Origin of the sequence: Shewanella sp. SM95 (assembly GCF_025653595.1) — a bacterium.
In the GTDB taxonomy this organism is placed as follows: domain Bacteria; phylum Pseudomonadota; class Gammaproteobacteria; order Enterobacterales; family Shewanellaceae; genus Shewanella; species Shewanella oncorhynchi.
The window spans coordinates 16,591-30,133 of sequence record NZ_JAKKSE010000008.1 but is presented as its reverse complement, the minus strand read 5'-3'; the positions used below and the strand labels follow the sequence as shown (position 1 = coordinate 30,133).

Annotated in this window: 13 protein-coding genes and 1 other RNA gene; 8 read left to right on the top strand and 6 right to left on the bottom strand. The window is 46.9% G+C overall.

The features are described 5' to 3' along the window. Positions 1 to 28: 28 nt before the first annotated feature. The 5 genes from L5M29_RS10745 to L5M29_RS10725 all read left to right on the top strand — a co-directional run bounded on the left by L5M29_RS10745 (position 29) and on the right by L5M29_RS10725 (position 6,865). A complete protein-coding gene (locus tag L5M29_RS10745) occupies positions 29 to 1,036 on the top strand; it encodes a Fe(3+) ABC transporter substrate-binding protein (RefSeq protein WP_263139687.1) in 1,008 nt (335 codons plus the stop codon). 76 nt (positions 1,037 to 1,112) lie between these two features. Further along, positions 1,113 to 2,744 carry an ABC transporter permease gene (locus tag L5M29_RS10740; protein WP_263167799.1) on the top strand — a complete coding sequence of 544 codons (1,632 nt, stop codon included), beginning with the start codon at positions 1,113 to 1,115 and terminating at the stop codon, positions 2,742 to 2,744. Further along, positions 2,744 to 3,823, top strand: a complete 1,080-nt coding sequence (locus tag L5M29_RS10735; RefSeq protein WP_263167797.1) for an ABC transporter ATP-binding protein — start codon at positions 2,744 to 2,746, stop codon at positions 3,821 to 3,823. Before L5M29_RS10740 ends, L5M29_RS10735 begins: the two co-directional genes overlap by 1 nt. A 145-nt stretch (positions 3,824 to 3,968) precedes the next feature. Continuing rightward, complete coding sequence (ggt, locus tag L5M29_RS10730; RefSeq protein WP_263167795.1) at positions 3,969 to 5,681, top strand: gamma-glutamyltransferase; 1,713 nt, start codon at positions 3,969 to 3,971, stop codon at positions 5,679 to 5,681. A 248-nt stretch (positions 5,682 to 5,929) separates the two neighbouring features. Beyond that, on the top strand, positions 5,930 to 6,865 hold the full coding sequence (locus L5M29_RS10725) for a Dyp-type peroxidase (protein ID WP_173496718.1): 936 nt from the start codon (positions 5,930 to 5,932) through the stop codon (positions 6,863 to 6,865). 73 nt (positions 6,866 to 6,938) lie between these two features. Here L5M29_RS10725 and L5M29_RS10720 read toward each other — a convergent pair whose 3' ends face one another. Further along, on the bottom strand, positions 6,939 to 7,841 hold the full coding sequence (locus tag L5M29_RS10720) for a LysR family transcriptional regulator (protein WP_113939097.1): 903 nt from the start codon (positions 7,839 to 7,841) through the stop codon (positions 6,939 to 6,941). 106 nt (positions 7,842 to 7,947) lie between these two features. Between L5M29_RS10720 and L5M29_RS10715 the strand changes: the two genes are divergently transcribed. Further along, the gene (locus tag L5M29_RS10715) at positions 7,948 to 8,580 is read left to right on the top strand and encodes an NAD(P)-dependent oxidoreductase (RefSeq protein ID WP_263167793.1); all 633 of its coding nucleotides are present in this window, start codon (positions 7,948 to 7,950) and stop codon (positions 8,578 to 8,580) included. Positions 8,581 to 8,755: 175 nt separating this feature from the next. Here L5M29_RS10715 and argR read toward each other — a convergent pair whose 3' ends face one another. Further along, on the bottom strand, positions 8,756 to 9,226 hold the full coding sequence (argR, locus tag L5M29_RS10710; RefSeq protein ID WP_006080175.1) for a transcriptional regulator ArgR: 471 nt from the start codon (positions 9,224 to 9,226) through the stop codon (positions 8,756 to 8,758). Between the two features lie 294 nt (positions 9,227 to 9,520). Here argR and mdh point away from each other — a divergent pair, with 294 nt between their 5' ends. Continuing rightward, positions 9,521 to 10,456 carry a malate dehydrogenase gene (mdh, locus tag L5M29_RS10705; protein ID WP_105250210.1) on the top strand — a complete coding sequence of 312 codons (936 nt, stop codon included), beginning with the start codon at positions 9,521 to 9,523 and terminating at the stop codon, positions 10,454 to 10,456. A gap of 102 nt (positions 10,457 to 10,558) precedes the next feature. Here mdh and L5M29_RS10700 read toward each other — a convergent pair whose 3' ends face one another. After that, positions 10,559 to 10,957 (bottom strand): thiol-disulfide oxidoreductase DCC family protein, encoded by a 399-nt coding sequence (locus L5M29_RS10700; RefSeq protein ID WP_263167792.1) that lies wholly within the window; start codon positions 10,955 to 10,957, stop codon positions 10,559 to 10,561. A gap of 266 nt (positions 10,958 to 11,223) precedes the next feature. Here L5M29_RS10700 and folM point away from each other — a divergent pair, with 266 nt between their 5' ends. After that, the gene (gene folM, locus L5M29_RS10695; RefSeq protein ID WP_263167790.1) at positions 11,224 to 11,970 is read left to right on the top strand and encodes a dihydromonapterin reductase; all 747 of its coding nucleotides are present in this window, start codon (positions 11,224 to 11,226) and stop codon (positions 11,968 to 11,970) included. Between the two features lie 209 nt (positions 11,971 to 12,179). Here the strand turns inward: folM and L5M29_RS10690 are convergent, their stop codons facing one another. The 3 genes from L5M29_RS10690 to L5M29_RS10680 all read right to left on the bottom strand — a co-directional run bounded on the left by L5M29_RS10690 (position 12,180) and on the right by L5M29_RS10680 (position 13,488). Continuing rightward, positions 12,180 to 12,878 (bottom strand): 5-formyltetrahydrofolate cyclo-ligase, encoded by a 699-nt coding sequence (locus tag L5M29_RS10690; protein ID WP_263167789.1) that lies wholly within the window; start codon positions 12,876 to 12,878, stop codon positions 12,180 to 12,182. Between the two features lie 9 nt (positions 12,879 to 12,887). Continuing rightward, positions 12,888 to 13,068: non-coding RNA, 6S RNA (ssrS, locus tag L5M29_RS10685), on the bottom strand. Positions 13,069 to 13,185: 117 nt separating this feature from the next. Further along, positions 13,186 to 13,488: a cell division protein ZapA gene (locus L5M29_RS10680; RefSeq protein ID WP_105250206.1), complete on the bottom strand. Its 303-nt coding sequence runs from the start codon at positions 13,486 to 13,488 to the stop codon at positions 13,186 to 13,188. Between the last annotated feature and the right edge of the window lie 55 nt (positions 13,489 to 13,543).

The window sequence follows — 13,543 nt, the reverse complement described above, 5'->3', positions numbered from 1 at the left end:
ACGTCATCACTTTGGGGAGAATTCGGTAATGAAATGGGTAACTTGCGCGGCTATTGTTGGGTTAATGTCGGTTGGGCATTCAGCGAATGCAGATGATAAATTAACCGTTTATTCTTATCGTCAAGCTTTCTTGGTGGAGCCTATCCTGACGCGTTTCACCGAAGAAACTGGCATAGGTGTGAATTTGGTATTTGCTAAAGACGGTATTGCCGAGCGTCTCGTCCGTGAAGGCCGTTTATCCCCAGCGGATCTTGTGCTGACGTCTGATTTTTCACGTTTAGTTGAATTAGTGGATAAAGATCTAACCTCTCCAGTCAAAAATCCCCTGCTAGAGAGCAATATTCCTGCGCAGTATCGCGATCCCGATGGCCAGTGGTATGCCCTGACTATGCGGGTGCGAAATCTCTATACAGCCAAGGATCGTTTAGGCCAGCAGCAATTGACCTATGAAGAATTAGCCGATCCCAAATATAAAGGAAAGATTTGTACTCGCAGTGGTAAACATCCATACAACATAGCGTTAGTCGCATCTATGATTGCTCATCACGGTGAAGCTGAGGCAAAAACTTGGTTACAAGGCGTGAAAACTAATTTAGCCCGCAAACCTCAGGGGAACGACAGGGGGCAAATTGCCGCAGTAAAAGAAGGTGTGTGTGAGATCGCCATTGGTAATAGCTACTATTACGGCAATATGTTGCAGGATCCTGAGCAAAAGGCGATTGCCGAAGCTGTGACGCTCAACTTCCCGAACCAAGCTGACCGCGGTGCCCATGTGAATGTGTCTGGCATGGTATTAACTCGCCATGCGCCTAATAAAGCCAATGCGATCAAATTGATGGAGTTCTTATCCGCCGATGTTGCTCAGAAGGCCTATGCCGATGTGAATATGGAATATCCAGTGAAAGCCGATGTGGCACCTTCATCTTTAGTGGCTTCATGGGGTAAGTTTAAGTCAGATCAATTGCCCATTTTTAAGTTGGCAGAATATCACCAAGCGGCGGTTAAGCTATTAGATGAAGTGCAGTTTGATCTCTAGCTCCAGTGCTAGCGACAAAATGCAGATTTAGGTTATCAGCGCCAGTGATTGGCGCTGTGACGTTTTAAGGATTGACATGATTTTAGGATTAGCCAGAAGCTGGTCGCTTGCTGGTTATGCCGTGGCCGCCTTGCTGGTATTGCCACTATTTGCGTTGATATTTCAAGCTTTTCAGCCTGACGAAGCCGTGTTTGGGCACTTGATGGCAACGGTTCTGCCGACATATATCATTAATAGTTTATTGCTGATTTTCTGGGTGAGTCTGGGGGCGTTATTACTCGCGTTACCTTGCGCTTGGTTGATGGCTCGTTGTGACTTTGTAGGCAGGCGATATTTGCAATGGGCGCTATTATTGCCCCTCGCTATGCCTGCGTATATTGTTGCCTACGTCTATACCGATTTACTCGATTATGCGGGGCCAGTGCAGCGCGGTCTTCGTTCGATATTTGGCTGGGACTCACCGCAGGATTATTTCTTCCCCGATATTCGTACTTTAGGCGGCGCGGCGTGTATGTTGTCGCTGGTATTGTTTCCCTATATTTATCTCTTGGCGCGTACCGCTTTTATGGAGCAATCCTTAAGTTTGGCCCATGCTTCGCGCATTATGGGCTGTTCACCGTGGCAAAGTTTTTGGCGTTTATCTTTGCCTATGGCAAGGCCTGCGCTCGCCGTTGGGGTGGCTTTAGTGGCGATGGAGACGGCCGCTGATTTTGCAACGGTTAACTATTTTGCAGTGCCTACCTTAACGACAGCCGTGTACGACACTTGGTTGGGTTATGGCAATTTGACCGCCGCCGCTAAGTTATCGGCGATTATCTTGCTGGTAGTGTTTAGCCTGATTGGATTTGAGCGTTTTGCCCGTCGTAAACAGCAGTTATTCCAAAAACAATCACGTATACAAGTCACTGACTTGTATCGACTCTCGATGACTCAAACCTTGGTCGCACTCAGCTTTTGCGGCATGCTATTGCTATTAGCCTTTCTGTTACCTTTCGGGATTTTATTATCCTATGCGATTGGTTACTTTGAACAAAGCTGGGATAAGAGTTTTTTGCAATTGAGTCTTAACAGCCTCAGTCTTGCGCTGATCACCAGTTTACTCTGTTGCTTAATCGCTTTACTGCTTATGTTTGTTCGCCGGATAAGCCCAAGACAGAGTGATGCTTTGCCCTCACGGTTAGCTTCGACGGGCTACGCCTTACCAGGCACTGTGCTGGCTATTGGGGTATTAGTGCCTTTAACTATGCTAGATTTTGCGATTAACGATCTGGCGGATCTTGTCGGCATAGCAGGTCCTGGTCTTATCCTAACAGGCAGTGTGATGGCATTGATTTTTGCTTTTTGTGTGCGTTTCGTGGCAATTGCGATTGGCAGTGTTGAAAGCAGTTATAAACGCATCTCGCCATCGCTAGACATGGTGAGCCTGACCATGGGGCAAACTCCTAGGCAACTTTTGCGGCGGGTGCATTTGCCTTTACTTGCTAAGGGATTATTTGCGGGCGCTTTATTGGTGTTTATCGAAAGCATGAAGGAACTGCCCGCTGCGTTATTGCTGCGGCCTATCGGCTTTGAGAATCTTGCAACTTATGTATTCCAGTTTGCGTCCGATGAAAAACTCGAGCACGGCGCATTAGCTGCTATTGTGATTGTACTGGTGGGTTTAGTGCCGCTTATTTATTTAAACCGTTCATTGGAGCATCACAGCTGATGACAAGTACGCTCAAGCTTAAGCAAATTCATAGCGATTATCAGGGCCAGCAAGTACTTAAAGGTTTGAGTTTAACGCTCGCCCAAGGGGAAATCCTGGCGTTGTTAGGCCCAAGCGGTTGTGGCAAGACGACCTTATTGCGTGCAGTTGCTGGATTACAGGCCATAAGCCAAGGTGAAATCCAGATTAATGGCCGCATAGTGAGTGGCGATAGCCCGTTTGTACCTAGCGAGCAGCGCGGCATCGGCATGATTTTTCAAGACTATGCGCTTTTCCCTCATTTGACTGTGGCGGAAAATATCCTCTTTGGGGTGGCTAGATTGTCGGGCGCAGAACGTCAGGCACGTTTGGATGAAATGCTAGCTTTGGTCAAACTTGAAGGGTTGGCACAGCGCTATCCCCATGAATTATCTGGCGGTCAGCAGCAGCGAGTTTCGATTGCGCGGGCACTTGCCTATGAGCCGCAGTTATTGCTGCTCGATGAGCCTTTTTCCAATATTGATGCCCAAGTGCGCTACGAGATGATGGCGGAAATTCGCAGCATCTTAAAACAGCGTAATGTCAGCGCGGTGTTTGTTACTCATAGCAAGGATGAAGCCTTTGTATTTGCAGATACTTTAGCCATCTTTAATCAAGGCATCATAGTGCAGCATGGTAGTGCCGAAGCTTTATATGCCGCCCCAAACAGCCGCTATGTGGCGGACTTTTTAGGTAGCGGTAATTACTTACCTGCAGCAGTGTTTGATGGGCACAGTGTTGTCACTCCCATAGGTCATTTAACCAGCCTCACGCCATTAAATTTGCCGAGCGAGTTCAGCGGAACAGTATTCTTGCGACCACAGCAATTGACGCTCAGCGCCGATGAACAGGGCGTTGGTACTATCACTGAGCGACGTTTCTTAGGCGCCTTTTGTCATTATTGGGTCAAAATTGAGGCCGCTTCCCATGCTTATTATGTGGAGGTGCGTAGCCAAATGATGCAGCTAAGTATTGGTCAAAAGGTTGGGGTAACGACTGAGCCGCATTCGCTTGTGCTGTTTGAATCTTCAGCATATTCAAACTGTGGGGACCCAATCTAAGCGATGAGTATTTATTCAATGCTGATATAGCATAGCCAACTAAAGTACGACATTTTTGCTTACGTTAAACTTGGGTCTATGCGGTATTGGTTGGTGATATTTTCGACCATCCTTGCTACTTTTATCCTCCGGTTTTGGAGGAATTATGATAAAAACAATAAATTCAATTTGCACCCTCGTTATTGTAGCAACGGCAATATCGTCTTCAGGAGTGATGGCCATGGATAGGATCACAGGTAAAGCCTTCGCAACGCGATCAGAAGTGTATGCAACCCAAGGGATGGCGGCGACCAGTCAGCCTTTAGCCACGCAAGTCGCTATTGATATACTCAAACAGGGCGGCAGTGCGGTCGATGCAGCGATTGCCGCTAACGCCATGTTAGGGTTAGTCGAGCCAACGGGCTCGGGTGTCGGCGGGGACTTATTTGCTATCGTCTGGAGCGCAAAAGATAAACGCCTCTATGGTCTTAATGCATCGGGGCGCAGTCCCAAATCCTTAAGTTTAGAAAAGCTTAAATCCCTCGGATTAGACTATTTACCGCCGCTTGGACCTTTGCCAGTTTCTGTACCGGGTACTGTTGACGGTTGGTACGAGCTGCATAATAAGTTTGGTAAATTAGCTATGGCCGATAACCTCGCGCCTGCCATTCATTACGCCCGTGATGGTTTCCCTGTGTCAGAGTTGATTGCCTATTACCTTGATGGCAGTGGTAAAAAACTGGCTAAATTCCCCGGTTTTAAAGAAACCTATATGCCTAATGGTAAGATGCCTACCGTAGGGGAAATCTTTAAAAATCCCGCGCTTGCTAACACCTATGAGAAAATTGCTAAGGGCGGCCGCGATGCTTTCTATAAAGGTGATATCGCCAAAAGTATCGATAAGTACATGAAATCCCAAGGTGGTTATTTAAGTTATGATGACTTAGCGAGCCATACTAGCGACTGGATAGATCCCGTTTCGGTGAACTACCGTGGTTACGATGTGTGGGAACTGCCACCTAATGGTCAAGGCATTGCGGCGCTACAAATCTTAAAAACCATGGAACCCTTTAATGTGGCTGCCATGGGCTTTAATAGTCCTGAATATGTCCATTTATTTGTCGAAGCAAAGAAACTCGCCTTTGCTGACAGAGCTAAGTTTTATGCCGACATGGCCTTTAATAAAGTGCCCGTTACCGAGCTTATCTCACAGAAATATAACTATGATCGCGCTAAGTTGATTGACCTTACAAAAGCCGCCAAAAGTGTCGATGCGGGTAATCCAGCGTTGCAACATGGCGATACTGTGTACCTGACTACCGCCGACAAAGATGGCAACATGGTGTCACTCATTCAGAGTAATTACCGTGGTATGGGTTCAGGGATGACACCGCCGGATCTCGGCTTTGTGCTGCAAGACCGCGGGCAGATGTTTGATTTAACGGAAGGGCGTTTTAATACCTACGCACCGGGCAAGCGTCCATTCCATACCATCATTCCGGCTTTTGTGACCAAAGACGGTAAACCTTGGCTGAGCTTTGGGGTGATGGGCGGCGCGACTCAACCACAAATGCACGCGCAGATTGTAATGAATCTGATTGATTTTAAAATGAACTTGCAAGAAGCGGGCGATGCCCCCAGAATTTTGCATATGGGGTCAACCGAGCCCACTGGCGAAGTGATGAATGATGGTGGCTACGTCAGTCTGGAATCAGGTTTTCCGGTAGAAACCCGTCGTGAGTTGATTAAGAAAGGCCATGTGCTGCGTGATGGACTTGGGGAGTTTGGTGGCTATCAAGCCATTGGATTTAATGCCGAAACTGGCGTATATCGTGCGGCCTCTGAGAGTCGCAAGGATGGTCACGCCGCAGGCTATTAACACTAAGATAAATGCTAAGGTAAGCTCAATACTGAGTGAACCTGACGTCATGGATTCGATTTAACTGATTGGCGAGACTTTAATGGTCTCGTCAATTTTTATGTTTAAGGGTCTGGGGTGGGATAATGCTCCGCTATTGGCATTATCATAAACAGATCAGAGCAAACTGTGCGTTAGTTAATGTCATTTTTAGGTAAAGTTGCGGATAATATTGCCGAAAATGAATTTAGAAAAAGGGTGATAACCAAATGGATATTCAAAATATGCCGCGTGAACAGTTGGGTGTGTGTGCAGAGGGGAACTTACACAGTGTCTATTTGATGTTTAATGCCAATGACAATGTCGAGTCGCAATTACGTCCCTGTCTTGCCAACGTTGCGCAGTATATTTATGAGCTGACAGATCAATATTCCGACAGTGCATTCAATGGTTTTGTTGGTATTGGTGCTAATTATTGGGATAGCCTCTATCCTACTGCTCGCCCTGAACTGCTTAAACCTTTCCCTGCGATGCAAGTGGGCAGTCGTGAAGCGCCTGCAATTGAATATGATTTATTCGTGCATATTCGCAGTGATCGTTACGACATTCTGCATTTAGTGGCGAATGAAATCAGCCAAATGTTTGAAGACTTAGTGGAGTTAGTTGAAGAAGAGCGTGGCTTTAGATTTATGGATAGCCGTGATTTGACTGGTTTTGTCGATGGCACCGAAAACCCTAAGGGGCGCCACCGCCAGGAAGTGGCACTTGTGGGTGATGAGGATCCTGAGTTTAAGGGTGGCAGCTATATTCATGTGCAAAAATATGCCCATAACTTAAGTAAGTGGCATAGGTTACCAGTTAAAAAACAAGAGGATATAATCGGTCGAACTAAGCAAGATAATATCGAGTATGAATCTGAAGATAAGCCACTGACCAGCCATATCAAGCGCGTTAATCTTAAAGATGCCGATGGTAAGTCAATGGAGATCCTGCGTCAGAGTATGCCCTATGGTTCGCTGAAGGAGCAGGGATTAATGTTTATCTCTAACTGCCGCACGCCAGAACATTTTGAAAAGATGCTGCATAGCATGATGTTTGGTGATGGCGCAGGCAATCATGATCACTTGATGCATTTTACTAAGGCGATGACAGGTTCATCTTTCTTTGCCCCTGCATTGGATTTTATGCTGCAGTTCGACGAATAAGCTTTCTATAATCAAGCCGAATTAGTATCAATCGAGACGCACTTAAGCTAACGCCTAAGTGCGTTTTTTTATGCTAATGCGCGGGAACCCATTTTTTGATATCGAGCTGCCATTGCAGGGCGGTGAAATCGATAAAGGCGCGCACTAGATTTTGCTGATAACTGCGGGACAAATATACCGCCCACAGGGTTTGGCCTGGTGTCGTAAATTCGGGTAAGACTTCTTTGAGCTGACCACTGGCAAGGTATTGGTTAGCCAAGTCACAGGGTAAACGCACTATGCCATGTCCACGTAGCGCCGCACTGACCAACACTCCCATATCGTTAGCCCTAAGATTCCCTGTAACTTTGACGTGCTCAGCTTGCAGTTCTTTTAGAAAAGGCCAGTTTTGTTGCGCTGAGTGTATGAGGCAGTTGTGGGCCAGCAGATCTATGGGTTCGAGGAGTGGCGTTGCGCTATCAAGATAGCTCGGCGCCGCGCAAAGTACTGCATCTATGGTCATCAAACGCCGAGCTATGAGATTCTCATCGGGCTGCTCGGTATAACGTAGCGCCACGTCGACTCTCTCATCTACCAATTGCGCAAAACTGTCCGACATCACCAGTTGAATGTTGACCTTAGGATGAATTTTAATAAAGCGATCGACGACATCAAACAGACTGTGCTGCCCAAGGCCAATAGGCGTAGCGATACGAATACTGCCTACCAGTTCACTGTTATGGCTGTGGGCACGGCTCTCCATGGCCGCAACTTCACTTAAGATCCGCTGGCAAAATTGTAGCGCTTCCTCACCCTGCAAAGTCAAGCTGGCGCTGCGCGTGGTGCGGTGTAATAAGCGTAAACTCAACCACTGCTCCACTTCTTGAATATGACGGGAAACCTGCAGGCGGCTGAGGTCTAAATGTTCGGCAGCTTTGGTAAAGCTGCCACAGTTTGCGACTTCGACGAAACTGCGTATTGCGGCAATTTTATCCACATTAGTATCCTATATTGAAACAATCATGCTCAATTATTGATGTTTATTAGGTGAAAAACTGCAAGTAAACTGGTTCCAATGTAAATCATCTGAGTGAGACAATGAAATGAAAATCGCAATTTTAGGTGCAACGGGTTGGATCGGTGGTGCAATTTTAAAAGAAGCACAGAGTCGTGGACATCAAGTGACAGCGTTAGTGCGTGACCCAAGCAAGTTATCCGTGGCTGACGTAGTAGTACGTGCCGTGGATTTAGAGCAGCCATTGGTCGCCGATACCTTTGCTGGCGTAGATGTCGTGATTGCCGCCGTTGGTGGCCGCGCCCAACAAAATCATGGTCTAGTGGCGAGTACGGTTCAGCATTTACTGGATGTGCTGCCTAACGCTAACGTGCCACGTTTATTGTGGGTCGGTGGTGCTGGGAGTTTAGAAGTGGCGCCGGGTGTGACGCTGGTCTCTAGCCCAGATTTCCCCGCAGTATATAAAGATGAGGCGTTAGCTCAGGGTGAAGCCTTGAAGGTATTCCGTGCGGCGCAAACGGCAATCAATTGGACCTTTGTGAGCCCAGCGGCTGAGATTTATCCCGGTGAGAGTGAAAGCCCGTACCGTCTTGGTGGCGACAGCTTCTTTACCGATGCTAATGGTCAAAGCCGTATCTCTGTAACCGATTACGCAAAAGCCATGGTAGATGAAGCCGAAAAGGGCGCTCACCCAAACCAGCGCATCAGTGTGGCTTACTGATATCGTTATAGTTGAGTTAGATATTGTGAGTTAGATATTGTGAGTTAGATATTGTGAGTTAGATATTGTGCTGGAATGTGTAACGTAATCGGGACAATGGCCAAATACCCAGCGCTATATTGCACTTCAAAATGTACAGATAAAATAGAACAGGTCAGCTCACTGACCTGTTTTTTTATTCTGCGTAATTGAATAAAGATTTGATGGTTTCTAAGGTATCGGCGATATCTTGGATGCTCGATGGGCAAATAAAGATAGTGTCGTCACCGGCAATCGTACCCAAAATGCCTTCTGGTTTACCGATAGAATCCAACAAGCGGGCAATCAGCTGCGCGGCACCTGGGCTAGTTCGCACGACGATCATAGCTTGGTTGTGATCGACGTCGAGTACCAAATTCTTCAGTGGGCTACCCGCGGTGGGTACGCCTAATTCGGCTGGTAAGCAATACACCATCTCTTGCTTAGCGTTGCGAGTCCGCACTGCGCCGAACTTGCTGAGCATGCGTGACACTTTCGATTGGTTAATATTACCAAAGCCTTCAGCTTGCAAGGCGGTGACGATTTCACTCTGAGAGCCAAAGCGCTCTTCTTTTAAAATCGACTTAAAAATTCTAACAAGGTCATCCTGATTCTTGGTCGTTTGCATAATATTATTATTCGTTATTCAAAAAAACAGGCCCATTTTGAATATTTTTAGAAAAATTGTCAACAAATAACCAGATTGGTTGAATAAAAATTCACTAGCTCTCAGTGGTTAAGCGTTTGTAGGGGGCGTAAAAATCCCAATTTGAGTAATTGTTCTACATTGCTTCTACGTTATTCCGGAATTCTTTTGTCCCACGACTAAGGGATAATTGAAATTGTTGTGACATTCCAGTAATGTGACGCCAACGCAAATTAGATCCATGTCACACATATCCGAGAAATAACGGAGATAACTATGAAAGTTGCTGTACTTGGTGCTGCTGGTGGTATCGGCCAGGCTCTTGCCCTACTGTTAAAAACTCAATTGCCTGCGGGTTCACAATTGTCTCTATATGATATCGCACCGGTAACTCCGGGTGTTGCGGTTGACTTGAGCCACATTCCAACTGCTGTTGAAATAAAAGGTTTTGCTGGTGAAGATCCAACGCCTGCCCTAGTGGGTGCTGACGTTGTTCTAATTTCTGCTGGTGTTGCACGTAAGCCTGGTATGGATCGTTCAGATCTGTTCAATATTAATGCCGGTATCGTTCGCAACCTGATCGAAAAAGTAGCGGCAACTTGCCCTACGGCTTTGGTTGGCATTATCACTAACCCCGTCAACACGACTGTAGCTATCGCTGCAGAAGTGATGAAAAAAGCGGGTGTTTATGATAAGAACCGTCTGTTCGGTATCACGACATTAGACGTGATCCGTTCTGAAACCTTCATCGCCGAATTAAAAGGCCTGAACGTTGCTGACGTTAAAGTGAATGTGATCGGCGGCCACAGCGGCGTGACCATTCTGCCATTACTGTCTCAAGTTGAAGGCGCGACTTTCACTGACGAAGAAGTGGCAAGTTTGACGACTCGCATCCAAAACGCGGGTACCGAAGTGGTTGAAGCTAAAGCCGGTGGCGGAAGCGCGACTCTGTCTATGGGTCAAGCGGCTTGCCGTTTCGGTCTGTCTCTGGTTCGTGGTCTGCAAGGTGAAGCTAACATCGTTGAATGCGCCTATGTTGACGGCGGCAGCGAGCATGCTGAATTCTTCGCACAACCTGTGCTGTTAGGCAAAAACGGTATTGAAAAAGTACTGCCTTACGGTGAAGTGAGTGCATTCGAAGCTAACGCTCGTGATTCTATGTTAGATACGCTGAAAGGCGATATCAAACTAGGCGTTGATTTCGTTAAATAATATTTCGGATAATCTTTTTAGATTATGACGAATTAAAAACGGAGCCATGAGCTCCGTTTTTTTATGCCTGGGTTTTACATTTTACCAAGCGAATTCAGTCGATCAGCGGCGCTTAGTGGGAATTTGGCAGTTATCATCGCAGCGGGCTTTGCCCGTCAGTAAATAGGAGATGCGGTATCTGTGTTTTGCGAATCTTAGATAGCACCAATCGGCCACAGTTTTAATCACGGGCAGGCGTAACAGTTGGATCCAGGCGCGCGTCCCTGTCAGTGCCCACGCTTTACAAGTGACATCTAACCCGAGTAACACTTCGCCCGTTGCGGTTTCGCCATGTAGAATCGTATTGGCGTAGTCTTTATTGATATGGCTGAAGCGCTCACTAAAGTCTGGCGCATTTAAATCCTCAAGCGCAATCAAGTTCTTCGGATCGCGCGCCTTCAGTTGACGCATTTCGGCGCGACATAATGGACAATTACCATCGTAAAAAATCCGCAGTTCCATCGGTATCACCTCTGATGACTTGATCACAATACTTGGTCTAAGCTCTTGGCTTGAGTACTCAAGCTTGGTTTTCTTCTACCCTATACGCAGAATAAAGGGGTTTAGATCGAAGCGATTGTAGAACGGATCAGCATCTCATTGGGCTTTTTGTTAGGTTAAATTCAAATGAGTGCAGTAACATCTTGGTTATTCATCAGTTTAACTTGATTGCTGATTTTTAAGCGAACAAGGTAAAGCCTGACCAATAACGACTCAAAAGGATAGGTATGACATCTCCCATCATAATCACAGGCGTGGGTAAGCGTATCGGTTACGCCTTAGCCAAACATTTTCTCGCCCAAGGTCAGCAGGTGATTGGTACCTATCGCAGCCATTACGCTAGCATAGATGAGCTGAACGCCTTAGGTGCGACTCTGTATCCCTGTGATTTTTATGACGATACTCAAGTGCGATCCTTGATTGATGAGTTAGCTAAGCTGCCGCAAATTCGCGCCATTATTCACAATGCCTCGGACTGGCTGCCGGATCCTGTGCTTACAAAGAATGAGCCTTTCAAGAGTGCCACTTTTGCACCGAGCCAAGTGCTGCAGCGGATGATGCAAGTGCATGTGAGCGTGCCCTATCAGTTGAACTTGGCCTTAGAGGCGCAGCTACGTGCGGCTGCTGGCGATGAAATCGGCGGCAGTGATGTGATTCATATTACTGACTATGTGGCAGAGAAGGGCAGTCAGAAGCATATCGCCTATGCCGCCAGTAAAGCCGCGCTGCACAATATGACGCTATCCTTTGCCGCCAAGTTTGCGCCCGAGGTCAAAGTGAATTCGATTGCGCCAGCGATGATCCTATTTAATGCGGGTGATGACGCTGCCTATCAGCAAAAAACCTTAACCAAAGCGCTGTTGCCGAAAGAGGCGGGAAATGAGGAAATTATCGACTTAGTGGAATATCTGCTGAATAGCCGCTACGTCACCGGTCGTTGCCATAATGTTGATGGTGGCCGGCATTTAAGGTAGAGAAGGCTCTAGAATCTAGATTCTAGAAGGAGCGAACGACTGCATGATCTATTTTGTTTCATACCAAATATGACATTTTCACCCTCCATAGTGGTCAGATGTAGGAGGTAGAATTCTTTAATAGAAAGAGTGCAGGAGCAGTTATGGAGCGACGCTCTGCTTTTTCTAGCAGCGAAGCGCTCTAGCTTCTAGTTTCTTGTACCTTCTTTTCAAAATGTCAGTACCCGACTTGGGGTGATGATGAACGGTAAAGGCACATCCCAATACTCGCAGGGTAAACTCGTCACTTGCTGACAGTCGTGGGCGTAACCCATAGGCAAAGGTTTACCCTTAAGCTGCCAGTTCGCCAGCGTCCTATCGTAATAACCGCCGCCCATGCCCATGCGATTGCCCATTAAATCAAACGCCACTAAGGGCGTGATAACCACATCTAGCTCAGTTACTGGGATAATGGCGCGCACATCTAATTTAGGTTCTAAGATGCCGAATTGATTCGCCTGCATGGGGGTGTCTGCGGTGTTATGCAGGAATAACAATTGTCCGGCATTGAAGGGATGTAACCTAGGCAGATAGGTGTTTATGCCCATTTGCCACAGCGCAGCGATCAGCGGTGGCGTGGCGAGTTCGCCATCATGGGTGAGATATAATGCCACATGTTGCGCTTTGTTGGCCTGCAATGCATCGAGCATTCGCTGGCAGGCGTTTAAACTTGCTTGGGTTTGTTCTATTTCGGAGAGAGATTTACGGGCGGTGCGAATGGTTTTGCGTAACAGATTGCGGCTTTCTTTTGTATGGAGTGCGATATTTGCCGCATAGTTTGCGACATCTACGGCATCAGCGACTTCTACGGCAAGGTGCGCCGTGTCGCTTTGGGTATTCAAATGAGAAAGTTTGGAAGATGTAGACATAGAATTAAGATGCTCCCCAGAATGCCGCTACCGGTGTAGCCCTTGAACCGTAGGTTCAAGGCGGGTAAATGATTACCTCCTAAGGCTTCTCGGTACAAGCCGAGCATGCACAATGTCAGTAAAGCATTCACCCTGAGATAAAAATTATCGGCACAGGGACATTACCAGTTGGCATGCATCCCAGGGAGCAAAACGGTATTGAATTGCTAAAGCATTGGTTTATTTAAATAAGCCAGTTTAGCCATTCACTGTGCGTCAGTTGGTTTAACTCAATGAGTGTTAAATCACTAAGGTGCACAGTTTAAATCTATTTAGTTGAACGCTCAACTAAGGCACTTTCGAGGGTCGACTGCAGCAAGCTGATCCTGTCGTCCATCTGTTGCATGTAGTGCTTATTTTTTTGCTTTTCTTGGAACAACTCGTGTCCAATATTCAGCGCCGCCATGATCGCAATTTCTTCACGGCTTAGGCTATTGGTTCGGGTTTTTAACGCACTGAGTTGTTGTTCAACTCCCAACGCTACCGTACGTAAGGCATCCTCTTGACCTTTCGGGCAAGCGATAGAGTAGGTGCGCCCAAGTAGGGTAATTTCAACAGCACTGTTACTCATGTCGCGGGTGATCCTTTCGTTAGCCTCTTAGGGCGGACTATATAGGGCTGATCTT